At 59.4% G+C, this 26,713-nt stretch carries 26 protein-coding genes, 1 pseudogene and 1 riboswitch; of the genes and pseudogenes, 10 read left to right on the plus strand and 17 right to left on the minus strand.

What is annotated here, in order from left to right; all coding sequences use genetic code 11:
• Window positions 1-168: 168 nt before the first annotated feature.
• From BTUS_RS10445 to BTUS_RS10460, 4 genes are all read right to left on the minus strand, one after another.
• On the minus strand, window positions 169-420 hold the full coding sequence (locus tag BTUS_RS10445) for a tautomerase family protein (protein ID WP_013076048.1): 252 nt from the start codon (window positions 418-420) through the stop codon (window positions 169-171).
• Between the two features lie 272 nt (window positions 421-692).
• Window positions 693-1,169 carry a flavin reductase family protein gene (locus BTUS_RS10450; RefSeq protein ID WP_013076049.1) on the minus strand — a complete coding sequence of 159 codons (477 nt, stop codon included), beginning with the start codon at window positions 1,167-1,169 and terminating at the stop codon, window positions 693-695.
• A gap of 153 nt (window positions 1,170-1,322) precedes the next feature.
• Window positions 1,323-1,580 (minus strand): tautomerase family protein, encoded by a 258-nt coding sequence (locus BTUS_RS10455; protein WP_013076050.1) that lies wholly within the window; start codon window positions 1,578-1,580, stop codon window positions 1,323-1,325.
• A gap of 928 nt (window positions 1,581-2,508) precedes the next feature.
• Window positions 2,509-2,757 carry an RpnC/YadD family protein gene (locus tag BTUS_RS10460; protein WP_041304127.1) on the minus strand — a complete coding sequence of 83 codons (249 nt, stop codon included), beginning with the start codon at window positions 2,755-2,757 and terminating at the stop codon, window positions 2,509-2,511.
• Window positions 2,758-3,000: 243 nt separating this feature from the next.
• Between BTUS_RS10460 and BTUS_RS10465 the strand changes: the two genes are divergently transcribed.
• The gene (locus tag BTUS_RS10465; protein WP_041304129.1) at window positions 3,001-3,309 is read left to right on the plus strand and encodes an ADP-ribosylglycohydrolase family protein; all 309 of its coding nucleotides are present in this window, start codon (window positions 3,001-3,003) and stop codon (window positions 3,307-3,309) included.
• Window positions 3,310-3,329: 20 nt separating this feature from the next.
• Here the strand turns inward: BTUS_RS10465 and BTUS_RS10470 are convergent, their stop codons facing one another.
• A complete protein-coding gene (locus tag BTUS_RS10470) occupies window positions 3,330-3,797 on the minus strand; it encodes a GNAT family N-acetyltransferase (protein WP_013076051.1) in 468 nt (155 codons plus the stop codon).
• A 100-nt stretch (window positions 3,798-3,897) separates the two neighbouring features.
• Here BTUS_RS10470 and BTUS_RS19265 point away from each other — a divergent pair.
• A pseudogene (locus BTUS_RS19265) lies at window positions 3,898-4,392 on the plus strand (ModD protein); the annotation flags it as partial.
• 78 nt (window positions 4,393-4,470) lie between these two features.
• Here BTUS_RS19265 and BTUS_RS18870 read toward each other — a convergent pair.
• Both BTUS_RS18870 and acsA read right to left on the minus strand, forming a co-directional pair.
• Entirely contained in the window at window positions 4,471-5,937 is a 1,467-nt protein-coding gene (locus BTUS_RS18870) for an APC family permease (protein WP_013076052.1), read from the minus strand.
• Window positions 5,938-6,315: 378 nt separating this feature from the next.
• Window positions 6,316-8,031 (minus strand): acetate--CoA ligase, encoded by a 1,716-nt coding sequence (gene acsA, locus BTUS_RS10480; protein ID WP_041305716.1) that lies wholly within the window; start codon window positions 8,029-8,031, stop codon window positions 6,316-6,318.
• A gap of 531 nt (window positions 8,032-8,562) precedes the next feature.
• Here acsA and BTUS_RS10485 point away from each other — a divergent pair.
• Both BTUS_RS10485 and BTUS_RS10490 read left to right on the plus strand, forming a co-directional pair.
• Window positions 8,563-9,738, plus strand: coding sequence for a lipase family alpha/beta hydrolase (locus BTUS_RS10485; protein WP_013076054.1), 1,176 nt, complete (start codon window positions 8,563-8,565; stop codon window positions 9,736-9,738).
• Window positions 9,739-9,797: 59 nt separating this feature from the next.
• A riboswitch (SAM riboswitch) is annotated at window positions 9,798-9,907 on the plus strand.
• A 100-nt stretch (window positions 9,908-10,007) separates the two neighbouring features.
• Complete coding sequence (locus BTUS_RS10490; RefSeq protein ID WP_013076055.1) at window positions 10,008-11,189, plus strand: trans-sulfuration enzyme family protein; 1,182 nt, start codon at window positions 10,008-10,010, stop codon at window positions 11,187-11,189.
• 37 nt (window positions 11,190-11,226) lie between these two features.
• Here BTUS_RS10490 and BTUS_RS10495 read toward each other — a convergent pair whose 3' ends face one another.
• The 7 genes from BTUS_RS10495 to BTUS_RS10525 form a co-directional block, all read right to left on the minus strand.
• Window positions 11,227-11,919 (minus strand): hypothetical protein, encoded by a 693-nt coding sequence (locus BTUS_RS10495; protein WP_013076056.1) that lies wholly within the window; start codon window positions 11,917-11,919, stop codon window positions 11,227-11,229.
• Entirely contained in the window at window positions 11,916-14,048 is a 2,133-nt protein-coding gene (locus tag BTUS_RS10500; RefSeq protein ID WP_013076057.1) for a hypothetical protein, read from the minus strand. The genes BTUS_RS10495 and BTUS_RS10500 overlap by 4 nt, the downstream gene beginning before the upstream one ends.
• Window positions 14,045-14,920, minus strand: a complete 876-nt coding sequence (locus tag BTUS_RS10505; RefSeq protein WP_013076058.1) for an ABC transporter ATP-binding protein — start codon at window positions 14,918-14,920, stop codon at window positions 14,045-14,047. The genes BTUS_RS10500 and BTUS_RS10505 overlap by 4 nt, the downstream gene beginning before the upstream one ends.
• Before the next feature lie 315 nt (window positions 14,921-15,235).
• Window positions 15,236-15,796 carry an FxLYD domain-containing protein gene (locus BTUS_RS18655; protein ID WP_013076059.1) on the minus strand — a complete coding sequence of 187 codons (561 nt, stop codon included), beginning with the start codon at window positions 15,794-15,796 and terminating at the stop codon, window positions 15,236-15,238.
• A gap of 241 nt (window positions 15,797-16,037) precedes the next feature.
• Window positions 16,038-16,412 (minus strand): YlbF family regulator, encoded by a 375-nt coding sequence (locus BTUS_RS10515; RefSeq protein ID WP_013076060.1) that lies wholly within the window; start codon window positions 16,410-16,412, stop codon window positions 16,038-16,040.
• A 231-nt stretch (window positions 16,413-16,643) separates the two neighbouring features.
• Window positions 16,644-18,872 carry a heavy metal translocating P-type ATPase gene (locus tag BTUS_RS10520; protein ID WP_013076061.1) on the minus strand — a complete coding sequence of 743 codons (2,229 nt, stop codon included), beginning with the start codon at window positions 18,870-18,872 and terminating at the stop codon, window positions 16,644-16,646.
• Window positions 18,856-19,257, minus strand: a complete 402-nt coding sequence (locus BTUS_RS10525; RefSeq protein ID WP_052300607.1) for an ArsR/SmtB family transcription factor — start codon at window positions 19,255-19,257, stop codon at window positions 18,856-18,858. Before BTUS_RS10525 ends, BTUS_RS10520 begins: the two co-directional genes overlap by 17 nt.
• A 323-nt stretch (window positions 19,258-19,580) precedes the next feature.
• On the opposite strand from BTUS_RS10525, the gene BTUS_RS10530 reads away from it, so the two are divergent.
• From BTUS_RS10530 to BTUS_RS10550, 5 genes are read left to right on the plus strand one after another with little or no spacing between them, the layout of a single operon-like run.
• The gene (locus BTUS_RS10530; RefSeq protein WP_013076063.1) at window positions 19,581-20,219 is read left to right on the plus strand and encodes a glycerol-3-phosphate responsive antiterminator; all 639 of its coding nucleotides are present in this window, start codon (window positions 19,581-19,583) and stop codon (window positions 20,217-20,219) included.
• Window positions 20,216-21,493, plus strand: a complete 1,278-nt coding sequence (locus BTUS_RS10535; protein WP_013076064.1) for an ABC transporter substrate-binding protein — start codon at window positions 20,216-20,218, stop codon at window positions 21,491-21,493. Before BTUS_RS10530 ends, BTUS_RS10535 begins: the two co-directional genes overlap by 4 nt.
• Before the next feature lie 22 nt (window positions 21,494-21,515).
• Window positions 21,516-22,367 (plus strand): sugar phosphate isomerase/epimerase family protein, encoded by an 852-nt coding sequence (locus BTUS_RS10540; protein WP_041304133.1) that lies wholly within the window; start codon window positions 21,516-21,518, stop codon window positions 22,365-22,367.
• 1 nt (window position 22,368) lies between these two features.
• Window positions 22,369-23,310, plus strand: a complete 942-nt coding sequence (locus BTUS_RS10545) for a carbohydrate ABC transporter permease (RefSeq protein WP_013076066.1) — start codon at window positions 22,369-22,371, stop codon at window positions 23,308-23,310.
• Entirely contained in the window at window positions 23,307-24,116 is an 810-nt protein-coding gene (locus tag BTUS_RS10550; RefSeq protein WP_013076067.1) for a carbohydrate ABC transporter permease, read from the plus strand. Before BTUS_RS10545 ends, BTUS_RS10550 begins: the two co-directional genes overlap by 4 nt.
• A gap of 207 nt (window positions 24,117-24,323) precedes the next feature.
• Here the strand turns inward: BTUS_RS10550 and BTUS_RS10555 are convergent, their stop codons facing one another.
• From BTUS_RS10555 to BTUS_RS17990, 3 genes are all read right to left on the minus strand, one after another.
• Window positions 24,324-24,776: a PIN domain-containing protein gene (locus BTUS_RS10555; RefSeq protein WP_013076068.1), complete on the minus strand. Its 453-nt coding sequence runs from the start codon at window positions 24,774-24,776 to the stop codon at window positions 24,324-24,326.
• Complete coding sequence (locus BTUS_RS10560; protein WP_013076069.1) at window positions 24,777-25,094, minus strand: AbrB/MazE/SpoVT family DNA-binding domain-containing protein; 318 nt, start codon at window positions 25,092-25,094, stop codon at window positions 24,777-24,779. It lies immediately after the preceding gene.
• A gap of 119 nt (window positions 25,095-25,213) precedes the next feature.
• Window positions 25,214-25,462 carry a hypothetical protein gene (locus BTUS_RS17990; RefSeq protein ID WP_123809286.1) on the minus strand — a complete coding sequence of 83 codons (249 nt, stop codon included), beginning with the start codon at window positions 25,460-25,462 and terminating at the stop codon, window positions 25,214-25,216.
• On the opposite strand from BTUS_RS17990, the gene BTUS_RS10565 reads away from it, so the two are divergent.
• Entirely contained in the window at window positions 25,451-26,713 is a 1,263-nt protein-coding gene (locus BTUS_RS10565; protein WP_218917965.1) for an SbcC/MukB-like Walker B domain-containing protein, read from the plus strand. The genes BTUS_RS17990 and BTUS_RS10565 overlap by 12 nt on opposite strands.

Genomic DNA, 26,713 nt, shown 5'->3' on the forward strand with positions numbered 1-26,713 from the left:
GATTCACAAACCATCATCGTGGTTCACCATCGGCATATTTGACAGAGACATGAATCCAACCGTCGGCCCATCTTCGGCTGGAGATGTTTTGTTGTGCAATAGCCCGACCAATCACCTCCCCACAGACTTCCCTCGCGGTTCGTTCCGGAGACGCGGTTTCCCGTCCGACTACTGCGCCCGGGGAACCGCTTCCACTCGATCTTCCGGACGGTTCGTGCCGGAGGTTCCCCCCTCCCGGATCAGGCTGACGGGCACCCCGGCGATCCCCCAGTTATCCGGTTCAAGCTCCACAATGAACACGCGAACCGTCTGAGGATCCACCCCGAGAGTGACGGCCACATGATCCGTCAGTTCACGCAACAATCGATGCTTCAGTTCGGCACTGCGGCCGCGCAGAAGGTGAACGCGCACAATAATCATGACGCCACCCTGCCTTGAGAAGCGGCGGTCTCCGACATTCGCACTCCATCTTCAATGCCCATGGTTCCCTCTCCTTTTGTTGTCCACTCCGACCCTTTGGATCGCCGACCGCGCCGGGCACGCCGCAAGAAGACGAGGAGCGGCAGTCCCTGCGCCGCCGCGTCACATGCGGCGGTCCTCGAAAGTCCAACCCGGTCACCCATCGATCATCATTCCCCCGGGGAATACCATGCGAATCGAACGCACGGCGGCAGAGTCACCGGAGAACGGCCTCATGCGGAGCCCTCGATCAGCAAGGGCTGACTGGTGAACTTTCCCCCATAGAAAATCAACGGATCACCGTCGCGATAATGGAAATTTTTGATCTCTCCGAGATACAGGACGTGATCACCGCCGTCGTACGACTTCCACGGCAGACACTCGATCCACGCCAGGACACCTCCCAACCTGGACGCCACTTCACCTTCCTCCCACTTCACATCCAGCCCATCTTGGGTGCGTCCGGCAAAGTGCATGGCCAGATCCCGTTGGTCGGCCGCAAGAATATTCACGGCAAACGGCTTCCCCTCGAGCTTGCCGCAGGCCTTGGCCCGCCGATCAATCGACACCAACAGCAGGGGCGGATCCAGCGACACCGAGGTGAATGAGTTGACCGTGATCCCATACCGTTCCCCTTCCGCGGAATAGGTCACCACCGTGACCCCGGTCGCGAACCGACCGAAACAGGAACGCAATTCCCGACTATCCATTTCCGGGCCCCCAGTTCAACCGTTGTAAAATCAAACATCAGATCGGAATTTCATCATTTAAATGTAAAATTCAATCAAAATATCCCCTCTTCTCGGCTGTGAACCCGTCTTTCTCCTCAACCACTTTCCGCCGTCTTCCCTTTCCGGGGCAGTTCAATCCACAGCCGAGGAATCTTCCCGCTCATCAACCGGGATAATTCCGCCCTCCTGCCGTTGATCCACCGACTGTTCCGAAACAACTGCCGAACCGTCAAATAGGTTTTCTTCTGGGACCTCGTGCAGCACGATCCGGACCTGTTCCACCCTGGAATGGAGGACCCGATCCATGATCCCGACCATGCCTTCCACCAGCGTCCGTTTCGCATCCTTTGAAAATTTTCCGGCTTCCATGATCACCTCAATGAACGGCATCACACCCACTCCGATCATATATCTTATATGATATCTGATGCTAGATAGTCCCTATTGTTTGGCACGCATCGATAAAAGTCACGTTCCAGATTCCGGCGTAACATTCGATTATCTTTGATATTTACATTGTTACAAAGTCTTTTTTTCTTTATCTCACGTTTTCGATTCCCGAGTCCGACAGTTTTCAGGCACACACCGAAACGTGAATCCCAGAACAACGGGGGCTTTTGAACTCTCAAACAATCGCTGGACCTGCGCCGGTGTATCACCGCCGTTCGCGGCGGATTCGGAGTCTGGCGCTTGTGTTGATCCTGGCTGCGGAGCAACGGATCGAGGAGTGAAGCCTCTCCCGCCTTCGCTTTCGCTTAATGCCGGACTTTCGTCCGGACCGCCCATTCACCACCCGCCTAAAGAGGCGGGAGTCCTCTGGGCGGATTTTGATAGAATGGACCCAAGAGACCGGACAACGAGAAGGGAGTCCTCCACCAGAATGATCGAGGGATGATCGAGAAATGGAAAATACATCCTAATCTCATAACTATATTCAGGCAGCCCAACACACTTAGGGCTAAAAAATGTCTTGACAATGAGGTCTATCTCAATATTTGGGGGAATTCATGTCGTTTTTTTGGAAAATCACAAATCGGTGTTATTGGGGATGTTATCGCCGATGATGACATTGTCCATCCAGCCGTTTTCCGGTTGCGGATGGTACCCGAAAAGTCGGCCCGATCGATTGCCGGCAACGTACCGCCGCACCCACGGGGTGAGGCACTTGTTTGCGGCTCTGGATCTGAAAGCGGATAAACTGTATGGGCACGTCTCGTCCAGCAAGAAGACTGAATGGGCTGCAGAAAACGATGTAGAACTGGTTTTTACACCGACCCAGGTCTCATGGTTGAACCGCATCGAATGCCACTTTGCGCCCTTACTGCAACGCCTCCCGCCGAATCGCCTCAACCTCTTCCTCCGGCATTCCCGTAAGCTTCACGATGTCCGTTACCGAGACGCCCCGTCTCAGCATCTGCTCAACCAGTTCCCGTTTTCCTTCCTGTCGCCCCTGCTGAAGACCCTTCTGCAGACCCTCTTGCAAACCCTTCTGCAACCCCTCCTGTAAACCCTTCTGCAAACCTTCTTGCATCCCTTCTTCTCTGACAGCTTTCCACAAATCCGTCATGCTCAACACCCCCTTTAGGCGCTCCGTCTGTTTCCATATTGTGTTCGAATTTGCCGCTCCGGGCGATAGCATGTGAATCATGGAGCAAAGCCCACCGCCTATCACTCGTAAGCAGCCTGACCGTTCCCGTGGAAATCACGTGTTCGCGGGTGCTGGCGACAGACATCATAATCCGGCAACTGTTGATACCACCGCTCCCCCTCCTGACCCTGAATTCCCCCCGGCGAGGAAGCCGCTCTGGCCGTGCTACCTCCGCAACCCGCGACCGCCACGGCCAGGGAGAACGAACTGATACCGACCGGGTACACCGTGGACAGTTTGCGGTGTGCCGTATGGGCATTTTTGGAGGCCGAAAACTTCGAAGACGCGGTGGTCAGGGCGGTGAACCTCGGCGGAGATGCGGACACCATCGGGGCGATCGCCGGCGGACTGGCCGGAATCTTTTGGGGGGTTGAAGCGATCCCCCGGCGTTGGCTGGAGAAGCTCAGCCGTGAGCAGCGCATCAGACTGGACCGGGCAGCGGATGGGCTGTTGAAAGTGGCTCAACGATGACGGCTTCGGCGGCCCTGGATCTACAGGTCCAGGGCCATGTACACGGCGCCTTCGATCGGATTGTAACGGTATGGCTCAATCCTTTTGAACCCCAGCCCCCGGTACAGACGAATCGCCCGTTCCATCGAGGGGACCGTATCCAGCAACATCCGGGAATAGCCGATTTTTCGCGCCTCTTCGAGGAGGGCGAGGACCAGGGTTATCCCGATGCCCCGGCCGCGGAACTCCGGGCGCACGTACAACCGTTTCATCTCACAGTCGCGACCGGCAAACTTTCGCAGCGCCGCGCACCCCGCCGGTCTTCCGTCTGCACAAGCCAGGAGAAGGCGGCCGTCGGGCGGCGAGTATTGCCCGGGGAGACCGGCAAGTTCGCGTTCGAAATTCTGAAAATGCAGGTCGAACTCCAGAGACGCGGCGTATTCCACAAAGAGTTGCCGGAGCTGTTCGATGTGCTCTTCCGACTCCACCCACACCAAGCCCGCCGTCATACCGTCACCTCCCGTACGCCGTCCTCGATGAGGGACCGCCGGTTCCCGCCACCGTCCATTTTATCACTTCGGACGGCTTGACCGGAGCAAAGAAAAAATGATGTATACAGAACAATCTGTACGATCGGGATCAAAAGTGAGCCAGGGGGAAATCATTTTCGTTTTGCGGGGTTCAAGTGAAGACCTGCACAGGGTCTGGAAAGTTGGAGCGAATCTTTTCGAATATTATTCGGGAGTCGCCACGAGAACTTATGAGCTTGTAGCAAAGGCAAAAGCGGTCAACCCGAACCTGGAGATCCTGGCGACGAGAAAACAGATCCCGGGAACGAAGGCTCTGGCTGTCAAGGCGGTGAGGGCCGGGGGCGGTTGGCCCCACCGGTTGGGACTTTCCGAAACGGTTCTCATTTTTCAAGAACATCGACTTTTTCTCTCGAAAGAGGAGGTGCAGAAAAAAATCAAGGAACTCAAGGCCGCTGCCGTGGAAAAGAAAATTTTTCTCGAAGTGACCACCCTGGTGGAAGCGCGCGCTTTTCTTGGTTCAGGTGCCCATGGGGTGCAATTCGATAAGATACGGCCGGAGGTTCTGAAAGAATACGTTGGCCAAAGGAACGTGAAGGGACAACAAAAGCCCCCAGGAACTTCTCCCGGGGGCCCGCCCGGCGCCAGAATCGGATCAACCGCGCTTGACAGTTTCAGCGGCAACTGTAGCTTCCTTCGTGCCGGACCATTCTTCGGCATCCGGTTCAAACACATGGCCCTCAAAATACGGACTGTGGTATTTGAATTTGGCCACCAACAAAGGAATGATTCCGACGAGGATCAGCCCCAGCCCGATGGCCGTCTCTTGGAACGAGAGCGTAAATACGTTCATGACGAAAATGGCAAGCAACACCAACCCGCCCACCAAAGGCCAGACCAGCCGGAAGATCCCGGCGGCGAAAGATTCGGTAAAAGATTTTCGGTAATGCCAAGCACAGCTGATACCGGTGAGCCCGTAGTAAAAGGCGATCTGAAGCCCGATGGCGCTGATCGCGCTGGTCATAAGATCGCTCACGCTGGCAGACAGGTTAGAAACCACGAATAGAATGATGCCGAGAACGCCGATGACGATGTTGCTGAGCACCGGTGTCTGCCAATTCGCGTGAAGCACGGCAAACCGAGGATGGACCGTCTTGTCCCGGCCCATGGCGAACAAAGTCCGGGTCGCCTGGATGAGCGTGGTCTCCAGGGTGGCCACAGTACTGATCATGACCGCAATCAGGGCGATGTACGACCAGGGCTTGGGAAGAATCGTCTCCCCGAGAAGAGGAATAATATTCGCCGCTTCATCCGCCAAAGGCTTGTCTCCGAGGTTGAGCTGGATGACCACCTGCAACAGGATAAACAGGGCGACGATGATCAATGTCCCGAGCACCCCACCGAGGCCGGGAGCCACTCGCTTTGCCCGTGTTTCCTCCGTCAGGTTCAAGCTCACGTCCCATCCCCAAAAATAAAAGCAGGTGATTAACAGTCCCCCCAAAAACGTCGAGAGATTTCCGTAGCCGCCGAGGGAAAACCAGCTCCAGGAGAAGGGGTGGGCCACCTGATGGGAAGCGTGGATCAGCCCTCCCACGGCCAGGACGATGAGGCCGATCACTTCAATACTGGTCAGAATCCGCTGAACCACGTTGGTAATGTGAATTCCTACCATGACCAAGGCGTTCATCACCAGAAACCAGAACGCCGAAACCACGGTCACCCAGACCACGCTGTCTGTTTTATCCGGGCTTAACAACTCTAGAGTTGCCGTCCCCGCCGGAATCGCCCCGGCCATCATGAACAAGACCGCGCTGACCAACAAGCTCCATCCGCTCAGGAACCCGAGCCACGGGTGGAGAATGCGTCCCACCCACACGTAACTGGCCCCGGAGTTGGGCATCGCTTGGTTGAGGTACAAAAACGCCAGGGCGATCCCAAACATTGGGATTGCGCCGTACAGAATGGCGCCGGGTGCCAGCAATCCCACCGCCGCCACCAAAGCCACTGTCGACGCCGACAAACTGTAGGCGGGCGCCGACCCCGCCACGGCAATTAATACGGAATCGAATCGATTCAGGACATTGTGTTTGAGTTGTCCAGGTTCCAAATGTTCTTCAGGCATTCATCTATCCCGCCCTTTCCCCCGCACATGTTGCTTCGCTGATGTCGAAATCCCTAGTTTTCGAGTCAGTTTTTATCACAGAAGACGTCGCTCTCCCCTCCCGATATGATAGATTTTCTGACTATATCATGACGCACCGCAAAAGGAATAAGCAAAAATGATGCCAATAACACCCGGGCCAGAACCGGGCGCTTTCCGTCCTTCCGGCCGCGGGTGTCATGCATTTGAACATGAGTTATGCATCAATGAATAAGCCCTCGATATTCTGGGCCGAGGGCAGAGTGCACCCGGGATGGCCGGTTGGGCTCCACCGGGCAAGAGGCCAAAAAATAGCCGGGGCCCGTGAAACCCGGACCCCGGCTTGTGCATCAGAAAGCCTTAATCCTCCATCGTGGACAAATCCCCGGTCGGCAGACCCAGTTCCCACGCCTTCAAAACCCGACGCATGATTTTGCCACTGCGAGTTTTGGGCAATTTGTCCCGGAATTCGATCTCCCGGGGCATGGCGTGGGCCGCCAGGCCATTGCGCACGAACTGCTGGATCTCTTCTTTGAGTTCCTCCGTGGGCGCGTAGCCCTGCCGCAAGGAAATAAAGGCTTTGATGATCTCCCCTCGGACCGGATCGGGTTTGCCGATCACCCCGGCCTCAGCTACGGCCGGGTGCTCCACCAATTTGCTTTCCACTTCAAAGGGGCCAACCCGCTCCCCGGAGGTGTTGATGACATCGTCCACCCGACCCTGGAACCAGAAGTATCCGTCTTCGTCCCGATAGGCGGAATCCCCACTGATGTACCAACCCTCAAACGGAAAATATTGCTTGTACTTCTCTTCATTATTCCAGATGGCTCGCATCATCCCCGGCCACCCGGCGCGAATGGCCAAGTTCCCCAACTGGTTTGGACCGAGAACACGGCCTTGATCGTTCAAAATGGCCGCCTCAATTCCCGGCAGGGGCCGGCCCATGGAACCGGGCTTGATCGGCAGAGCGGGGTAGTTCGTGATCATCGTGCAACCCGTCTCCGTCATCCACCAGTTGTCGTGGATGCGATTTCCCAGGGCCCGTAATCCCCAGCGAAATACTTCGGGATTCAACGGCTCCCCGGCACTGAGGACGTGCCGGAGCGATGACAAGTTATAGCGTTTTGGCAACTCATCGCCGGCGGCCATCAACATGCGGAATGCCGTGGGGGCACTGAACCAGACCGTGACGCCGAATTTTTCGACAGTCTCGTACCAACCCTCCTGTTGGAATCGCCCGCCCCGAATGACCACCGGAACGCCGTGAAGCCAAGGTGCGAACAGACCGGCCGACGTTCCGGTGATCCATCCCGGATCCGCGGTACACCAATAAATATCGCCGGGGCGCAGATCCAAAACCCACCGCCCAACCCGGTACTGGTGGATCATCAGGTTGTGCACATGGACGACCCCTTTGGGTTTACCGGTGGATCCAGAGGTATAATGAAGAAGCATGGGCGCCTCCCGATCCACCCATTCTACAGGCGAGTCGGTAAAGGCTTCCTTCATGAGTTCGGTATAGGACCATTCTCCCGCCTCAGCATCCGACGCCTCCGCCCCCACCAAGATCACGTGGCGCAGCTCGGGAAGTCGTTCCCTGGGGATGCGGGGGCGCAAGGCCGGCGTCGTCACCACCGCAGCGGCACCGCTGTCTGCCAACCGGTCCTGCACCGCTGTCTCCATGAACGCTTCGAACAGCGGCCCGGCCACCGCTCCGATGCGGATAATTCCGAGTAGTGCAACAGCCAGTTCTGGACCCTTGGGCATGAACAAAAACACCCGGTCTCCGCGACCGATCCCAAGTCGCCGCAGTGCATCCCCGAATCGGGCCGCATCGTCCCGCAACCGGCGAAAACTCCAGGTTTCATCCCGGACCCCGTCGTAATATAAAATCGCCGGCGCATCGCCGCGTCCCTGTTCCACGTGCCGGTCCACCGCCTCAAACGCGGCATTGACCCGGCCGGTCTTCCACCAGGTGAACTGTTTCGCTTCTTCCTCCCACGACACCCGCCGGGCGGCCTCGTAATCCTGGAGCTGCCCGTCCGGTCGCCCGGGTACTGCATTCGTCAAATCCATCTGCCGACCCTCATTTCTGTATATTTTGACCCCTATAGAAAATAGCTCCATCACCAAACATTTTACGACGCCGCCTGAAAAAATCCTTCCAAAACCCCTGTTCGCTTGGCAACAAAAGTGTTCCAGAACGGTGCCCGCCCGCTTTGTTTTTCCACCCCCAGTCTCCTTCAGGGGTTTCCGATCCCGGGCCATAGGCCCGGTCTCCTTCCACGCAAAAAGCCAGGCGCCCGGCCTCCCACACCCTATCGTAACGATTCCGGAACACAGAATTCCCCAAGTTCCCCCGACACCTCCCGCCCTATATTTCCGCACCGAAATTTTTTCTCCCCGTTCCATGAACACCGGGGTCTGTGATAGGATGGACATGACAAGAGCGATGAACAGCCGATCGACCATGCCCTCCTCGACTTCGCGCAGATGCTCCGGAACCCATGATCCGGCGGTTCACTGAATCTCCGCGCACGGCTGTGCCGAAGCTCTCCGGAGACACAACAACGCGGAATTCTTCCGGATCGAGGGAGTGACAAAGAGTTGGACACCCGTAAACAGCTTCGCCAGATCCTGAGCGTGACCGTCGCTTTTGCCGCCATGGGGATGAGCCAGGCGTTCGCCTATTCCTATACCCATCCGGCGATCACCGATGGGGAACCCTTGGCCGCTGAGAACCCCGGCGTCCCGATTACCGTCGGGGGCGAGGTCGGCTCTTTGACACCAAAGGTCACACACCACATTCGGTTGGTCGATGCGAGTCCCGACCAATTCACGGTGGACGCGGTCCGCCGGAATCCCGTCGGAACTGTATTTTACCACATCCACGATGAGAAACGTCCACTTCTCCTGTTTATCAACGGGATCTATGAAGATGCGTCGGTATTTACAGACGTATACCGCGAAGCCTATGCGGCCGGTTATAACGTGGCCACGGTGAAGTTGGACCCGGACGCCGATTTCATTGCCAACGGCCATCTGCTGGCGGGCCAACTCAGCGTCCTTCGCCAACAAGTCCCGGGTATCGACGGCCGCTTGGTCCTCATCGGCCACAGCATGGGGGGCCTCGATGCCTACGTGGCCTTGGGCGAGTACCGGCCCCTGAACGCCGCGGCCCTGATCAGCCTCGGTACCCCCTGGGGCGGGAGCCCGTTGGCAAACCTTTTGAACCGCGTGGTCCAGTTGCCCCAGGATTCGCCGATTCCCGCTACCTGGTTCGGCGCGGCGGCGGATCGCAGCCTTACTCCGGCAAAGGTGCGGCAGGAAGTGACCGATTTACATAGCGAGAACCCCGCCCTTCGCGCTCTCCGGGTGGTGTCTGTGGTGGGGAGCATCCCATCAGCCGATACGATCAGCAGCCCTTTTCTCCGGGCGGGCTATGCCGCCCTGTCAGCCTTGGGATACCCCGCCAATGACGGCGCCGTGCCCACCCCGGCCCAACAATATCCCTTCGGCGGGACCACCGTTCAGGTCAGCGCCGACCACAACGGCTATGTCCGTTGGAACCGCCTCCAGCCGATTCTGACAGATATCCTGCATTTGCCGGCCCCGGCAGGCCCTGGCGACACGGTCCTGCCTCGGGGTACCCTGACGAGCATCGCCGCCCGGGAGGCTTTCCACTCGAACGAGTCACCCCTGCGGCCCGCGGCCGATCCTTTGCAGGATTTGTTGAACCGCCTGGCGATTTTTGAATATGACAACTCCGCCCTGGGGCGCTGAACGCTCTCGACAAAAAGATCGTTCCATGATATGGTGTATTCAACAATCGAATCGGTGAACTCTTATCCAGAGTGGCGGAGGGACTGGCCCGATGAAGCCCGGCAACCACCGGAATGCCCGGAGAGGTGCCAATTCCTGCAGGCTGCGTGAGCGGCCTGAGAGATGAGAGGAGTGCCGGAGAATCGACGTTTGTTGACGACCCACTCCCCTCAAGAGTGGGTTTTTCCATTCTGGAACGGGTTTCCACCGGAGTCACAGGAGGGTTAGGCATGCGCATTGACACGCGATGTTCCCAGGCGGGAAACCGCCGTGATCCCACCACCGGAGCGATTTCTTTACCCATCCACCACGCCACCACATACGCTCATCCAGGCCTCGGTTCTTCCACCGGTTTCGATTACACCCGAACCTCGAACCCGACCCGCCTGGCCTTGGAAGAAACGATCGCCGCCTTGCACGGGGGGTGCCGGGGGTTTGCCTTCGCTTCCGGCATGGCGGCCATCGACGCCATCGCCCGCCTGTTCCGCCCGGGAGATCATCTCGTGCTCTCGGACGATCTTTACGGCGGCACCTACCGTTTATTCGAACGGTTCTTTCGCCCGCTGGGCCTGGAAACCACCTATGTGGACACCTCCGACCTGCAGGCCGTGGCCAAGCAAATCCGCCCCCGCACCCGGGCGCTGTTCGTGGAAACCCCGACCAATCCCACTCTCAAAATCGCCGACCTTAAGGGATTGTCACAAGTGGCCCACGAGCGCGGGCTTTGGCTCATCGTGGACAACACCTTCATGACTCCGTACCTGCAACGGCCCCTGGAACTGGGCGCAGACATCGTGGTCGAGTCGGCCACCAAGTATCTCGGCGGACACAACGATGTCTTGGCCGGTACAGTAGTCGTAAAGTCGGAAGCGTTGGCGAATTCCCTGGCTTTTATTCAAAATTCCATCGGCGCGGTGTTAGGTCCTCAGGACGCGTGGCTGCTGTTGCGGGGGATAAAGACTCTCCACGTGCGCATGGACCGGCATGAGGGCAATGCCCGGACCCTGGCCGAGTGGCTGAGGGCACATCCTCGGGTATCCCGGGTGTATTACCCCGGACTGCCGGACCATCCCGGCCACGCCGTGCATCGGGCACAGGCCAGCGGGTGGGGTGGGATGATTGCCTTTGAAGTGCCGAACAACCGGTGGGTGCCTCCGATCCTCGCGCACCTGCGGGTGATCACTTTCGCGGAAAGTCTCGGCGGCACCGAATCCCTGATCACCTACCCGGCGGTCCAGACCCACGCGGACGTTCCCCCAGATGTACGACAGCGCCTCGGCGTCACGGACTCTCTTCTGAGGTTGTCTGTAGGCCTTGAACACGTCGACGACCTGATCCAGGATTTGGACCAGGCCCTCGCCCTTGCGGCCAACGCCCGGGCGGAGGAAAGTGCGCCCAAGGTGACGTGCTGACGCTTCGCCTGCGGAGAAATCCTGCGGACCTTCCGGGCTACTCAGGCGAATCGACACCGACCCATCGCTCCCTTCGTTCCGCCAAACCAGCCGCAAGGGCAACGCACACCACTCCGATCCCCGCCCAGGCCAACCGATTGGCGAGAAGCGGAGCATTTTGCGGCAAATATGCCGTGAACAAACTCGCATTTCCCAGGCCGGGTCCTTCTAGACTTTGCCACAACCAGAGGCCAAAGCCGATCAAAAGCCCGATGTGAGTCCGCTTGGCCGCCACCATCGACACCAGGGCAATCCCGATGACTGCCAAATATCCCGGCACCGCCAGGATTAACAGATCAATCTCCGTCACCGGCGCCCCGGGCTGGGTGCCCGACCAAGGAATGGGGATGGACGACACCATCCCCGGAAATTTCCAAAGATACACCCGGGTCCATATGAGGCAAAACACCAGGACGGTCCCCAAGGCCCAAGCCGCCTTGCGCACCACCATACCCGCCAAGGATGTCGGATAAGTGGCAAACAACTCCATTTGGCTGCCGGACAACTCTCGTTGGAACAGTGTCCCACTCGCCATGATCGCCAGGAGAACCGCTCCCATTTCATTGTAATAAAACACGTTCAGCGGCCTGTCCGCCAGGATCAACGGCACAAGCACGGCCATCACATACCCCGCCATGGCCGCGGCCATGGCTGACCGCAAAGACCGCCACTCCTTTAGCCACAGGGTCATGGCGTTCCCCTCCAGGCTTCCTGCCACTGTTGCGCCGGAATCACCGGCAAATTCGCGTCTCGTCCGGTCACCCCTCTGAGCGTCCGATCATAAAACCCTTTCAACACCCGGCGCACCTTCTCGGCCTGCCCGGCGTCCAGGGCATCATCGATGGGACGGCGGACGACATCCTTCATACCCCCCACGGCGGCCAGCGCCTGCTCCGGAGACATTCCAACCCCTTCCCGCAAAACAACGTACACCAGCGCCCGGCCGATGTCCTCGGTCAGAGAGTCCCGCCCGGGCCCTTCTCCCCGCGAATCGCTCAAAAATCCATGCTGGACATCCGGAATACCGTACAGCCAGGCCGACACCACCTCCGCCATCCTGTATTCGTCCAGATTGTGATACTGGGTTTCCCCGGCAAGAAAACTATCCCCGCTCATCACTGCCGGCCACAGGGGATAATCCCCCACCGCCCCCAAAGGCCGGACCGGAAGATAGATCACCCGGCGAGCCCGGCCTTCCGGCGGGTTCAACCAGGGCCGGACATAATTTCTCGCCCGATCCAATCCCGCCGCAAAGCGACGGGCCTCCACGGCGTTAGAAGGACTGCAGATGACCGGCATGCCGCCCTGGGACGCCCGCACTTCGATGATCGTGCCACCGAACAGCGACACGCCGTCCAGTTGATCTCCGGCGAATACCATCTCCCCCGCGGGACCCCGGTGCCCAGCAACGCTGGCGAATACCGGCGCCTCAAAGCCCCTAAGCACCACCCGGAAGTCTGCGGGCTGCAACTCCAGATCGTTCGGGGAAGCCAGTTGGACATAGCTCGGTTCCCGGATTTTCAGCGTCTCCTTCCCCGGAAGCGGATACCACCCCTGGGTGTAAGGCAGATAGACGTCGTTCCCCCGCACGAACGCCGCAAACCGCTCCCCCGGCGAGGTGAGCCAATCGTAGACCTTGCCGCTGTAGCGCACCCGCACCGTCACCGGCCCCGGCCCCTGGCCGAAGGCGGCGCGCGGCAGGCTGAAATGATCAACATCTCGGCTCACGGCCACCTCTTGGCCGTCAACCGTCACCCGGTCGATCTGAAATAAACGGTTGAGGGTGAAGGTCACCGTTTGTCCTGGTTCCAGGTTCTGCGGCCGAAGGGTCATGTCGGCAACGACAGTCAATCGGTCATCCACTGCCCGATCCGCCGATATCGAGTAGGACTGCACGGGAAAGGAAGTGTGAACTGGCGTTGCCCCATGCTCCTGCGGGGTCCACTGTTGGATCGTCCCTCGAGTGTCGTATCGGTCTTTCCACCACAAGCCATAGGGGACGTAAGCCACCCCCGACACCCCAAACAACGCCGCAGCCGCCGCCAGCCCCATTTTTCGCCGGGTGGAGGGCCAGCGGTGGGCCAGCCATGCCATTGCGGACACCACCAGCCAGAGCGCGAACACCGCCACAAACACCTGGGACAGGGCGATTTCCCGGGAAATCAGTGGATATCCCCAGGCCTCGTAACCGACGATGTAGTCGTAGCCAAACCACTGGTTGAGATGAAAGGTCTTGAGAAAATACCAATCTTTCATCCCTATAACAATTTTATCCAAGAAAAATGTCCCGAACACCCAGGCGCAAAATCCGATCAGGTACACCAGCCGCCCCGGAATGGCCACTGCCAGGAACATCGCCAGGGCCAAGGTCACCATGTACGACCACTCGTCCCGGACTGCGAAAAAACCGAGGTGACGCGACAAAATGTCCCAGGGCAACTCCCGCACCCGGCCGAAATAGGCGAACACCACGACAACCAAGGCGGTGAACAAGCTCAGATACAAGAAACCCGCCAGATATTTGGCCCCGATCAGGCCGACCCGGGATACGGGCAAGGCCCCGAGCCACTCATAACTCGGCCGCATCACATCCCGCCGCATGAGCCAGATGCCGAGCCACATCGCCAATCCCAGACTGAGGGTTTGCCATATTTCGTGAAACCCGTACACCGCCCGGTAAATGTCCTCGGAGGAGGGAGGGCCCAACCGGGAGAGGATGACGGCCAACCAGAGGCCATAGCCCAAGGCGATCAAGAGCAGAAACGGGTTTGTCCACAAGAACCGGCTTTCGATTCTCCACGTGCTCAGCCAGGCCTTCACCGGCGATCCCCTCCCTTGCGGCTGAGAAGAGCCAAGTACCCGTCTTCCAAGGTGGGCTCCACCGTCCTCGCTCCAGAGAGCGGAGGCTCGTCGGCAATCACCCGGCACACCACCTCATCGCCCTCCTGGCGGGTGGAGATCAGCTGCCACCGGGCCAACTCCGGCAGCCGCTCTTCCCCCACCCGGACCTCCCAGACCTTCCCCTCGGCAAAAGCCTGTAGGTCCCCAAGACCGCCGGCCAACACCAACCTCCCCTGATCGAGCACGCCCACCCGGCGGCAGGAACTTTCGATGTCGCCGACAATGTGGGTGGACACGATCACCGTCTTGTGCAGCGCCAAGGTGGCCAGCAGATTCCGGAACCGCACCCGCTCTTCGGGATCCAGCCCCGCCGTGGGTTCGTCCACAATCAACGCTTGGGGATCGCCGAGGAGAGCCTGGGCAATGCCCAGCCTCTGGCGCATCCCGCCGGAGTAGGTCTTCACTTTGTCCGACACCCGATCGGCGAGGTGAACCTGCTCCACAACTTCCATCACCTGTTCCCGGCGCTTGCGGGCGTCTGTCCACCCTTTCAGGACCGCGACGTAATCTAGGAATTCCCAGGCCGTCATTTGCGGGTAGATCTGAAAAAACTGAGGAAGATAGCCGATTCGTTTCCGGATTTCGTCCGGATTTTGTCGTAGCGCAATCCCGTCAATCCGCACTTCTCCGGACGTGGGCCAAAGCAGGGTCGCCAGGATGCGCATCAGCGTGGTCTTGCCGGCACCGTTTGGGCCGAGCAACCCGAACATGCCGGTCTCCACGGTTAACTCCAAATCCCGGAGCGCCCAGTGGCGTCGGTAGCGTTTGCACAGCCCTTCAATCTCGATCACGGGGATCTCCTCCATCTGTCGTTTGGCGGGCCCGCCAACCCTATGACGAAGCTGAGGGACAGATGGTTATCTGGCCCTCATGAGGTGGATGATCGCCCGCGACGGGCACCGAAGGCGATGGGCGTTAAAAAGGCCCTCGACGACGCTCGTCGAGGGCCCGGGCAGAGTGGGCTGGCCCGTATCTCAGCCTCACTCGCTCACCTTTACAGTCTTTCGCCGCACCTTCCGGCCTCACATGGAGGCCCGCTTTTTCTGCCGGGCGGCCACATTCACAGGGATCTCTCCTTCGTGATCAGTTTTCGCTCCCGAGATCGATCAAAAACCGGTGATATCCACGACTTTGAATTGCTTAACATTGTCCTCGAAGACGGGCGCACGGAACTTCCATGTGGCCCCGGGCTCCAGGTTGTTGGCGTTCGCCAAGGTGCTGCCCACCTGATTGCCGTCTCCGTCGTAAAGGTTGATTTCCACTTGTACATACCCGTATTTGCGACTGGAGTTGTTCTTGACAGTGCCGGCAGCGTATTGGACGTACCCATCTCCTTCCTGATGCACCTCCACAACCTCCAGGGGCGATTTGGGCTTCTCCGGCTTCGGCGCCGGGGCCGGCGGCTTCGCCGGAGCAGGCGCAGAGTTTGACGCCGGAGCGGGCGCGGGATTTGGCGCCGGGGCCGGCGAACCCGAAGGGGCTGGAGTACCCCCGGTTGGCGCCGTCGACGATCCGCCCCCGAAAGCGGCACCGACGACGATCGCCAAAAGGGAGGCTCCCGCCGTCCATCCCACAGTTTTCCATCCCACCAGCTTGAACACGGCGACGATGGCCAGAACAATGGCTACAACAAGACCGATGAGACCCATGATGACGAGAAAGGCCATGCTTCCATCCCCCTTTTAGGTTTTGGATTCTCCTGCTTTAAGAATAAAGGGGGATAGTGACAGAATGGCTGTCATCGAACATGTGATTTTGTACAGGAAATTTTTCAGGAATGGTTCGAGAGAAAGCAATGACACAATAAAGACGAGCGGCGCAACCGTCTGAGACGGAAGACACTGCCAAAGAAAAGGAGCAATACAAAACGTGCGGCCGGCCGAGATCACCGGTCCGTCATACGACCCGTCACCGATGTTCCGATGCCTCTGCCTCCCTTTCACCCGGCAAGTCAACCACAGGGGCAATCGCCTCAGCGAGAATCCGCTGAATATCGTCCATGACTACGGATAATCTCGACTCCACCTCCAAATACGCCCGAACGGCCGGATGCAACATGGCCACCTCCTGGAGCTTGCGCAATTGCTCCTGCTCTTCGGTGGGTACCGTTTGCCCGCCCATCGCCTTGAGTTGAAGTTCTACCGTACGGCGGCGGATATCCTGGGCCATCCGCCAAGCTTCCGGATCAGCCTCCAGTCGTTCCTTGGCCTCTTTGAGGTTCCGATACCATTCACTCTCCCGCAGCGCCCTCGCAAGCCCATGTGCGTAATCGTACGGATTCATGAACAGGTACCTCCCTTGCAGTCAGCTCAAAACGGCCTAGTTGAGCGTTCCCACTTGATGATACAATGAAACACCACGGCACTGAACCCTCTCCTGGCTGAGCCTTCGCGCAGATCCAAAGCCTCAAGAAGTTGTTTCGCCATCGCGCAATCCTTTCGCCCCGAGATTTCTACCCGGCGATACACGATTCGCACTGATATGTTTGCGCCGTCTAATCGTGATAAAACTCCTTCAACTTCGGGGTCGCACCCGCAACAGGCGCAGGGCGTTGGCGGTGACCAGGAGGGTGGCGCCCATGTCGCCGACGATGGCGAGCCACAAGGTGAGCCAGCCGGGGAATGCCAGCAGTAAGGCCGCCGTCTTCATGAAAAGGGCGATAAAAATATTTTGTTGGATGATCCGCAAGGTGGCTCGACCCAAGCGGACGGCGAAGGGAACTTTCGACAGATCATCGTTCATCAAAGCGACATCTGCGGCCTCCAGTGCGAGATCGGTCCCCGAAGTCCCCATGGCGATTCCGGTGGTGGCTGCGGCCAGGGCCGGGGCGTCATTCACCCCGTCGCCCACCATCCCCACCCGACCGTACCGCTGCCTTAGTTCGGAAACGGCTCGGACCTTGTCCTCGGGGAGCAACCCGGCCCGCACCTCGTCCACACCCACGGTCCGGCCGATCGCCCGGGCGGTTGCCGGATTGTCGCCGGTCAACAGAACCGTGGGCCCGATCCCGGCCATTTTGAGGTTCGCGACCACCTCCCGGGCCGAAGGCCGCACCCGGTCGGCCACGGCAATCAAGGCGGTCACGGTGTCCCTTCGCCCGAGAAGCACCAGCGTTTTCCCCTCCTCCTGAAAACCGCCAATTCGGTTGTTCACAGACTCCAGATTCACCCCGCGCTCCCTGAACCAACGGGGACTTCCGATCCAGTACTCTGTGCCGCCCACGGTGCCCCGGGCCCCCCGTCCGGGAAAGCTCTCAAAATCCTCCACTTCCCCGGGAGTGAGGCCGCGGTCTGCGGCTGCCCGCAGGATCGCCCCGGCCAACGGATGCTCCGAATAACGCTCGATGCCCGCCGCCACCCGGAGGATGTCTTCTTCAGTCATAGTTTGGAACCCGATCACGTCCGTGACCACCGGCTCCCCCGAGGTGAGCGTGCCGGTTTTGTCAAAAGCGATCGCCCGAAGACGGCCGATATTTTCCAAATGAATCCCACCCTTGATCAGCACGCCACTGCGGGCCGCAACGCCCATCGCCGTCACCACCGCCACCGGGGTCGAAACCACCAGGGCACAGGGGCAGGCCACCATGAGCAGCGCCAATGCTTCATAGATTGACGGGAGCCAAGCGGCGCCCCAGACGAGAGGCGGAATGAGGGCCATGCCCACCGCCAAAACCGTAACCGCCGGTGTGTAGATTCTGGCGAAGCGGTTGACAAACTCCTGGGTCGGGGCCCGCTCGGCCTCGGCCCTTTCCACCAGGGCGATGACCCTGGCCAGGGTGCTGTCCCCGGCCCGGCTGGTCACTTCGACCTCGATGGCGCCCGAATGGTTCAGCGACCCGGCAAAGACCGCATCGCCCGCTTCTTTGGCCACGGGGAGCGACTCGCCGGTAATGGCCGCTTGGTTCACCTCGGTGCGCCCCCGGATCACCCTTCCGTCCAGGGCAATTTTTTCCCCTGGCCGCACGATCATCACGTCGCCGACCCGGATGGCCTCGACGGGCACAATCATTTCCTTTCCCTCCCGGCGAACCATCGCCCGGGTGGGGGCCATCTCCGCCAGGGAGCGGATCGAGCGGCGGGCCCGGTCCATGGCGTGGTTCTCCAACGCTTCACTGACCCCGAACAGGAAAGCAACGGTGGCGGCCTCACTCCAGTACCCGATGGCCATGGCGCCGGCCACGGACACGGTCATCAGGGCATTCATGTGAAAATCCAGCCGGAAAATGCCCGGAATCCCTTTTTTGAAGGTCCCCCAGCCTCCCAGGAGAACCGCCGCGGCGTAAGCAGTCGTCGCGATAACGGGTGCCGCCCCGCTCCCCTGCAGGACATGGGCGGCTGCGATAAGGAGCAAGGCCATCGCCGCCCGCCCCACCCGGGGTTCGGCCCACCAAGGAGACCGTTCTGCACTGAGGACGCCCCGCCCGGCCAGCTCCGGAGCGGCGGCGTCTGCCCCGGCGACCACCTTGATGTTGTCAAAGGCCCCCAGGCGCTCCAGTTCATCCACACTCAGTGGTTGCCCGACCACGATCAATTGGGAGGATCCAAAAAGCACCCGGGCATCCACTACCCCGGACGCCCGTTTGACTTTGTCTTCAAATTTCGCGGCACAATCGGCGCAGCTTAAATTCGCCAGTCGATACACATGTTCCTGGGGCCGGACCGGATCCGGGCGATTTGCGGGTTGGCCAGGTTTCTCCGCAATCCCGGGGTTCCGATCCAGCAAGCGGTCATTCGGCACAGCCATCCGACTCCCCCCTTCCATACAGCCTCAGCACTTCCTGGAGAAGATGGCGGACATGGGGACTTTGCAGGCGGTAAAAGACCATTTTGCCCTCCCGGCGACTGGCTGCAAGGCCCATATGTGAGAGCAACCGCAGGTGATGGGACGCATTGGCGTTGGTGATTCCCAGGATGGTGGCGACGTCGCACACGCACAACTCATCCTCCCGACAGAGCGCGTAAACGATTTTTAAGCGGGTGTCGTCCGCCAACACTTTGAACAGATCGGCCATGCCTTCGGTCACGTGGAGTTCTCGCCGGCGCCGGTGCACCTTTTCCGGGTCAAAACCGAACACCTCGCAACTTCCCCGGCCTGCCGCCGGGCGCCACGACGGAAGATCGTCCCGCAACGCGACACCCCTTGCCCCAGTCCTTCGGTCTACCACCGCGCTCCCCTCCGTTCCGATATCATATTCAAGCATACATTTAACTGTTAGTGTATCCACAGCCAGCACGATGTCAAGGGTGGAAAGATATAAATTTTACACAAAATCGACCGAAACGTTACCTGCGGGTCACGGGGGATTCATATTTGCGTGTCATGATAGCAACTGAAAAGACCATGGGACAAGCGGACGGCTTGCAGGCGGAGTCGAGGAGAAAGCCTGGCACAAGACAACCACCCGCGAAAGGGATTGTCGTGTGCCCATTTTTGTTTCGAGGGGGCGGGAGGATGCCGGGAGAGGGGGCGATCATGCACAAGCAGTCGGTGGAACGGCTTCGGTTCCGGGGCTCGATCATTCTCTCGGTACACGAAGAGTCCTTGATTGAGACGGCTTTGGCCACGCCGGTGGAAGACGTGTTCCTGCTGATCGGGGATGTGTGCACCCTGCCGGGGTATATGGAACAGCTGCGCCGGCACGGGAAACGGGTTTTTCTGCACATGGACATGGCCAAGGGCCTGTCGCCGGACAAAGCGGCACTGCGATACGTGGCGGAAACGCTTCGCCCGGAAGGGATCGTCTCGACAAAAAGTCAGGTGGTTCGGGCGGCGAAGAACCTGGGTCTCGCGGCGGTGCAGCGGCTGTTTCTCATCGATCGGCCGGCCCTGGAGTTGGGACTGCGCACCCTGGCGGAGAATCGCCCGGACGCCGTGGAGATCATGCCCGGCCTGATGCCCCGGGTCATCCGAGAAGTGGTGGATCGGGTGTCCATTCCGGTGATCGCCGGAGGGCTGATCCAGGCACCGGATGAGGTGGGACAGGCTCTGGCGGCGGGAGCCCGTGCGGTTTCCCTGGGGCGGCCGGAGCTGTGGCGGTGGACGGAAGACCAGGTGCGGACAATCCAACAAAAAGGAGAGGATCCGGAATGAAGCGGATGGGGATCGCGGCGGCGGTTTTGGCGGCGGCCACCGCCCTGGCGGGCTGCGGAGGTACTCCATCAGCTCCGGCGGGCGGCGGTCAGCCCGTGACCATCGAATATTATCACGTGAATTCCGATACCTTTGGCGGACCGGCGGTGCGGGAGCTGGTCCAGAAGTTCAACCAAACGCACAAAGACGTCCAGGTGGTGGATCGTTTTCAACCCGACATGTACGCCGGGCTCATGCAAAACCTCCAATCGGCCATCGCGGCGGGCAAACCCCCGGCGGTGTCCCAGATCAGCTACAGCCATTTGGACTATGCGGCGAACAATTTTCCTCACATCGCCATCGCGGACCTGTTCAAAGACGATCCGACGTTTTTGAGCGATTTTCCCAGCAATATTCTCGATTTGGGCAAGGTCAAAGGCAGAGTCGAGGGCATTCCCTACTCGATCAGCAATCCGGTAATCTATTACAACGCCGACCTGTTCAAAAAGGCCGGGCTCGACCCCGCCAATCCCCCGAAAACCTGGGATGAAGTCCGGGCCATGGGGAAGACGATCAAAGACAAGACCGGAGCCTGGGCGGTCTTTATCCGCAATGAGGATAACTGGTCGACCCAAGCGCTGATCGAATCCAACGGCGGTCACATCGTGAATCCGGACGGCACCCTGGGGCTCACCGATCCCCCGGCGGTTCAGGCGATTCAGATGTGGGGCGATATGGTCAATAAAGACAAGATCATGCCCAATGTGACCTATCAAGAAGCCCAGCAGGCGTTTCTGTCGGGAAAATTGGCCATGTACATCGCCACGGTGGCGGAGTTGGCCAGCCTGAAGAAGCAGGCCACCTTTGATCTGCGCACGGCTCTCTACCCGACCTTCGGGGACAAACCCCGGAGAGTGCCGGCGGGCGGAAATGTGCTCATGGTGTTCGCCAAAGATCCCGCCCAGCAAAAGGCGGCCATGGAGTTTATCCAATTCCTCGAGTCTCCGGACAACCTGAAAACGTGGTCCCTGGGCACGGGCTACCTGCCCTCCCGGTTGGCGGCCGGGGGCCAGGACGTCACCCAGGCCCTGCTTCAAGCCCAGCCGCTGATGAAGCCGGCGGTGGAACAGCTCAAAGAGGCGGTGCCATGGAAAAATATCCCTGGTCCCAACAGTCTGCAGGGAGAAAAGATCCTTTTGGACGCCCGGATGAGTGTGTTGGCCGGCAAAAATGACGCACAAGCGGCGTTGCAGTCGGCGAAAGACCGAATCACCCCGCTTCTGCCAAAGCCGTGAGGGGGGTTCAGAGGTGAATGAGATGCAGGAACGACGAGAAGAAAACGGGAGAACCGACGAGCGGAGACAGTGGTTCGTCTCCGCCCTGCCCTTGCTGGGACAAGGGCTGACGGAGATTCTCCAGACCGCCCGGGAGTGGGAGTGGCCGGGGGTGGAGCTTGTTATGGACGGCGAGGTGTGGCAATACCCCGGCGGGGCGATTCAGCATATTCGTAAGAGCCTGCCCGGAGAGAACCTGCCCATCACCCTCCACGCGCCGGTGTTCGAGATCAATTTGGCAAACCCCCTTTATCCTGAACAACGGCTCCTGGCCGAGCGCCAGTACGTGGGCGCCCTGGTCACGGCGGCGGAAGTCGGCGCCGGCCACGTGGTGATTCATCCCGGGTACGGCTCCCGCACCTACGATCGGGAACTGGCCCAGTCCTTTGCCCGGGAGCACTTGGCCCGGCTGTGCAAAATGGCCGAGCGCCTCGGCGTGCTCATGGTGGTGGAGAACGCCGGGGTGGGGCCGGCCGCTTTGTTCAACCAGAACGAGTTCGCGGCGTTGATCGAAGAATTTTCTTCCCCCTATTGCGGAGCCATCGTCGACATCGGCCACGCCTTCGCCAACGGGTGGGATCTCCCCGGGTTGTTCGCCGCCCTGGGGAACCGGGTCCGGGCGGTGCACATCCACGATAACGGCGGATCGGCGGACGAGCACCTGCCCCTGGGCCATGGGCGCCTGCCCTGGGCGGAGGTGGACCGGGCGATGCGAGCCTTGCCCGGTCCCGTTCATCAAGTGATCGAATATCGGGAGGACACGGACCTTGAGGTGATCCGCTCCCACGTGGCTCAGCTCACGGGTAGGGAGCGGGAGAAGGCCGGGGGGATCTGACATGGAGCGGGTGTTGGCGGGTACCTCCATCGCATCGGAGGCCGGAAAGGAGGCGGGAGGTCGCCGGCGCGGCCTCTCCCGCCTCGGGCCTTACGCCTATTTATTGCCGGTGCTGGCGATTCTCGGCGTATTCGTCTACTGGCCCCTGGTCCAAACGGCCATTCTCTCCTTATACGAATGGAATCGGGTCAGCCCGGTCAAAACCTACATCGGCGGCCGCAACTACGCGGAACTTTTCGGAAGTCGGGATTTTCGCCTGGCCGCGTGGAACACCCTGCAGTACATGTTTTGGATTCTCCTCGGCAAAGGGGCCCTGCCCCTGATTGCCGCCTGGGCCGTGGCGGAAATCACCGGGCCCTGGCACCGGATTTACCGGGGCGTGCTGTTCGTGCCGGCGGTGGTGTCGGCGGCGGTGGCCTCGCTGTTGTGGCTGTGGATCCTCAACCCCATCGGCGGAGTGTTGAACGGCCTCCTGCAGGTGTTTGGCATCCAGGGACCCATGTGGTTGTCGGATCCCCACTGGGTGGTGGTCGCCCTGTCGGCGGTGGGGGCCTGGAAAGGCTTTGGCCTGAGCTTCATCCTCTATTTGGCGGGGCTTGTAAATATCCCCCAGGAGTACGTGGAGGCAGCCCGGGTGGACGGCGCGGGGCGCTGGCAGATTTTCTGGCGGATCACCTGGCCCCTGCTCATGCCGACGACAGTCTTCGTGGCCCTGACCTCGGCCCTGGAGGCGGTGCAGGACGTGTTTGTTCCCATTCAAATGTTGACCCAGGGTGGGCCCAACCAAGCCAGCACCAACCTGGTGTACCTGATTTGGGAGCAGGGGTTCCAATTCTTCCGCACCGGGCTGGCCTCGGCCACCAGTGTGGTGGTGTTCGCCGTTTTCTTGGTGCTGGCGGTCTGGCAAATCCGGGTCATCGACAGGAGGATGAGGGAGGAATGAGCCGGGCGACCTGGTGGATGCACGGGCTGGCGGCGGTGTCCGCCTTGCTGCTGTTGTTCCCACTGCTGTGGATGATTTCGACGTCCCTGAAGACGCCGGAACAAGTATTCGGGGGCGGGTGGCTCCCCCATCCGGCGACATGGATGAACTACGTGGAGGCCTTCGCCGGGGCGCCGCTCGGAATCTATTTCAAAAATACCCTGATTGTGGCGGTTCTGGTGACGGCGGGGCAGGTTGTCACGGCCATCCTGGCGGCGTATGTGTTCGGCCTGTTTCGGTTCCCGGGGAGAGATTTGCTGTTTTATCTGGTGATCGGGACGATGATGATCCCGATCCAGGTGACCCTGCTTCCGAATTATTTGTTGATCTCGTCCTTGGGCTGGCTCAATACGTACATCGGGGCAGCGGCCCCCCAGTTGGCCAACGCTTTCGGGGTGTTTTTCCTGCGCCAGCACCTGCTCGGTTTTCCCCGGGAACTGCTCGAAGCCGCCCGGGTGGACGGTGCGGGCACCTGGCGGACGCTGTGGCAGGTGGTGGTGCCCATCATCCGATCGCCCATTGTGGCGCTGGTGATCCTGGTGTTTGTGAATACGTGGAACGAATACCTCTGGCCGCTGGTGGTTTTGACCGACCCGCCCATGAAAACCCTGACCGTCGGCCTTCAAGGGTTCGTGAGCATGGAAGGCGGCAACAATTGGGGGCCGCTCATGGCGGCTGCGACACTGACCACGTTGCCCGCCCTGCTCCTGTATCTGGTGGCCCAGCGCCAGATCATCTCCAGTTTTATGCAGTCGGGGTTAAAATAGTCTCGCCCGGGGGCATCCCCGTGGTCACCCCTTCGCCATCCCGGACGGGACTCACATCCGTCCGGGGATGGCGGCCCCGGCCGAACCCAAAATTGAACGGTGTTATGGGCAAACGCTCAAGGTGAGTTTGTCCAGGCCGATTTGGTCCGCCAGTTCTCCTGCGGTGCCGGGCATCACTATATACCCGTAGGGAAGTGAGCAGGCTCGTCATTCCCGTTGACCTTGTGCTTCTTTAACTCTTTTCACAATTTCCGGCGGTTTAAACCATTCGATGTCGAGGCGCCGGAAATCCCGATCCCACGTGATGATTCGAGGGGTTGTACTGAATTTTGCCTTACGCGCCACGTATGCATCGATAAAATCTACATTATGCTGTTCATAATCATCTAACGCACGCTCTACAACTTCTTTTTCGTCAAACTCAATTACATTACTCGTCAAGTACCGGCGCAATGCTTTGGCGATTTCCCCAGGTTTATATTCGTAGACCGATTCCAAGACCCAAACACATTCTGCAACAACCATAGACGAAGCCCTTAATTTGATCTCGCCAAGATCAACTAACGAAACCAGCTCCAATGTTTCTTTGGTCATTCCTTCTGGATCTTCCGTTATAAGGCGTAATAACAAATTTGTATCAATCCAAAAACACTCGGCCAATTATTCATCCTCCCTTAACGCATGCTTGCGGACAGCCATGATCCTTCGGGCCTTTTTGCGAATAACCTCAAAATCCCCATCAACGCGTTTCTTGGCAGGAAGTATTCCAATCAAATCTGATAGTTTTTCCCGCTTTTTTGCTCTCATTACAATCTCCCCAAAATCATTCAAAGAGAAAATCACCTGATCCCCAGGCTCAATGTTTAACAGTCGTCGAACTTCTACCGGAATAACGACTTGCCCCTTGCTGGAAATTGTCCTAGTAGCCAACACTTTTTTCTCCCTCTCCTTCTGTATAGATTTATTTTCCTCTTTCATTTTACATCTTACCTCCCCTCATTGTAAATCATAACTCTCATATCTTACCGTATAAGATATTCTTACCCATACACAATTATTCCATACGCTCATTCATCGGTACCGGATCAAGTGGTGGTTTAATGACAGTACCCTTGATTTAACGCGGTGAACGTCGCGTGCAACGCCTGCCACCGTCTCAATTCACGCACAATGGCCTCTCCGGTGTACGAGCGCTGGTCAAGTTCCGCCTGTTCCCGATCGCGTTTTTTCTCGTCTAAGAAGAACAGGCGGCGCTGTCCGATCTGCACCGGCGCCGACAGGATCTCGAACAGCGGCGGGACACCCTGCGGGGGCTGCTGGAGGAAATGGGCCTTTTGGATCTGCACGATCAAATCGCCCGGCTGCGGGAAGAGCGAACGCGCTGGCGGGAAACGGAACGGGCTCTCCAAGAGGAGCTGCGCGAAAGCAGCGAGCGCCGGGGCGCGCTCAAAGCCGAGTGGGAACATCGGAAAGAGGCGTTGACACAGGCTCAAAGCGCCGTTCGGGAGGCGGCGATGCGGCTCTCCCGGGAATGGGCTCTGCGCCTGGTGGATCTGGAAAGAGAAATCGACGCTTCCGTGCCGGTGCCCCTCGGTTCGCAGATCCCGGCCAAGGCTCCCGAAGGCCCGCATGACCATGCGGGAACTCCCGAGGATTCCGGGGAACCGGAGGACCTCACGCCGTGGATCTCCCTCGGACAGGCCCTGGTCAAACGGTACAAGCCTCGATTCGCCGGCTGGCGCATGGACAATTTGACCATGAAGCTTCTGGACGTATTTTCCAAAGAGAAAAATGACCTCTTGGAATATGTGCTGGATTGTCACCTGGACGAGGAGCTGGGCCGATACTTTATTGAGTCTGTTCAGGACCGCGCCCAGCGGCGAACCCCGCGGGCCCTGTGCGAGAAACTGGCGTCGGATCTGGAGCAGCAGCGGCTTTTGATTCAGGAAAAGGAGCGGGAGCTGTATGAACAGGTCTTGATCCACAGTGTCGGCCGCGCCATTCGGGATAAAATCAACCGCGCCCAAGCGTGGGTGGCGGAGATGAACCGGTTCATGGCCGCCCGCAGGACGTCCAGCGGCCTGGTGTTGTCCTTGGAATGGCGGCCGCGGCGGGCGGAGACCGAGCAGGAACTGGATGCTGCAGAACTGGTGCAACTGTTGCGCAAGGCGCCGGAAACGTTGCGGGACCACGAGCTGGAACGGATGGTGGCCCATTTTCGTTCCCGCATTCACTGGGCGAAAGAAGAAGCCGAGCAAGGGGCGAACCTGCGGCGGATGATGGGGCAGTTGCTCGACTACCGGACGTGGTTCACGTTCACGCTCTATTTTCGCAAAGGAGACACGCCCCGCCGGGAACTCACCGACTCCCAGTTCAACGTGATGAGCGGGGGCGAGAAAGCCATGTCCATGTACATCCCGCTGCTGGCCGCCGCCGACTCCCGGTACAAAGACTTGAGGCCCGACGCCCCGCGGATCATCTCTCTGGACGAAGCGTTCGCCGGAGTGGACAATGAGAATCTGCGCGATATGTTCCAACTGCTCACCGAGATGGATTTTGATTATATGATGACGAGCCAAGTTCTGTGGGGCTGTTAG

The organism is Kyrpidia tusciae DSM 2912, from assembly GCF_000092905.1.
In the GTDB taxonomy this organism is placed as follows: domain Bacteria; phylum Bacillota; class Bacilli; order Kyrpidiales; family Kyrpidiaceae; genus Kyrpidia; species Kyrpidia tusciae.

Coding starts and splice junctions, on each gene's coding strand:
- BTUS_RS10535 (WP_013076064.1), top strand. CDS start 20,216: ATGAAGCGGATGGGGATCGCGGCGGCGGTTTTGGCGGCGGCCACCGCC.
- BTUS_RS10530 (WP_013076063.1), top strand. CDS start 19,581: ATGCCGGGAGAGGGGGCGATCATGCACAAGCAGTCGGTGGAACGGCTT.
- BTUS_RS10495 (WP_013076056.1), bottom strand. CDS start 11,919: ATGACCCTGTGGCTAAAGGAGTGGCGGTCTTTGCGGTCAGCCATGGCC.
- BTUS_RS10450 (WP_013076049.1), bottom strand. CDS start 1,169: ATGGATAGTCGGGAATTGCGTTCCTGTTTCGGTCGGTTCGCGACCGGG.
- BTUS_RS10460 (WP_041304127.1), bottom strand. CDS start 2,757: ATGACGGATTTGTGGAAAGCTGTCAGAGAAGAAGGGATGCAAGAAGGT.
- BTUS_RS10470 (WP_013076051.1), bottom strand. CDS start 3,797: ATGACGGCGGGCTTGGTGTGGGTGGAGTCGGAAGAGCACATCGAACAG.
- BTUS_RS10445 (WP_013076048.1), bottom strand. CDS start 420: ATGATTATTGTGCGCGTTCACCTTCTGCGCGGCCGCAGTGCCGAACTG.
- BTUS_RS18870 (WP_013076052.1), bottom strand. CDS start 5,937: ATGCCTGAAGAACATTTGGAACCTGGACAACTCAAACACAATGTCCTG.
- BTUS_RS18655 (WP_013076059.1), bottom strand. CDS start 15,796: ATGGCCTTTCTCGTCATCATGGGTCTCATCGGTCTTGTTGTAGCCATT.
- BTUS_RS10520 (WP_013076061.1), bottom strand. CDS start 18,872: ATGGCTGTGCCGAATGACCGCTTGCTGGATCGGAACCCCGGGATTGCG.
- BTUS_RS10545 (WP_013076066.1), top strand. CDS start 22,369: ATGGAGCGGGTGTTGGCGGGTACCTCCATCGCATCGGAGGCCGGAAAG.
- BTUS_RS10455 (WP_013076050.1), bottom strand. CDS start 1,580: ATGCCGTTCATTGAGGTGATCATGGAAGCCGGAAAATTTTCAAAGGAT.
- BTUS_RS10515 (WP_013076060.1), bottom strand. CDS start 16,412: ATGAATCCGTACGATTACGCACATGGGCTTGCGAGGGCGCTGCGGGAG.
- acsA (WP_041305716.1), bottom strand. CDS start 8,031: ATGGATTTGACGAATGCAGTACCCGGGCGACCGGACGGGCAGCTCCAG.
- BTUS_RS10550 (WP_013076067.1), top strand. CDS start 23,307: ATGAGCCGGGCGACCTGGTGGATGCACGGGCTGGCGGCGGTGTCCGCC.
- BTUS_RS10540 (WP_041304133.1), top strand. CDS start 21,516: ATGCAGGAACGACGAGAAGAAAACGGGAGAACCGACGAGCGGAGACAG.
- BTUS_RS10560 (WP_013076069.1), bottom strand. CDS start 25,094: ATGAAAGAGGAAAATAAATCTATACAGAAGGAGAGGGAGAAAAAAGTG.
- BTUS_RS10490 (WP_013076055.1), top strand. CDS start 10,008: ATGCGCATTGACACGCGATGTTCCCAGGCGGGAAACCGCCGTGATCCC.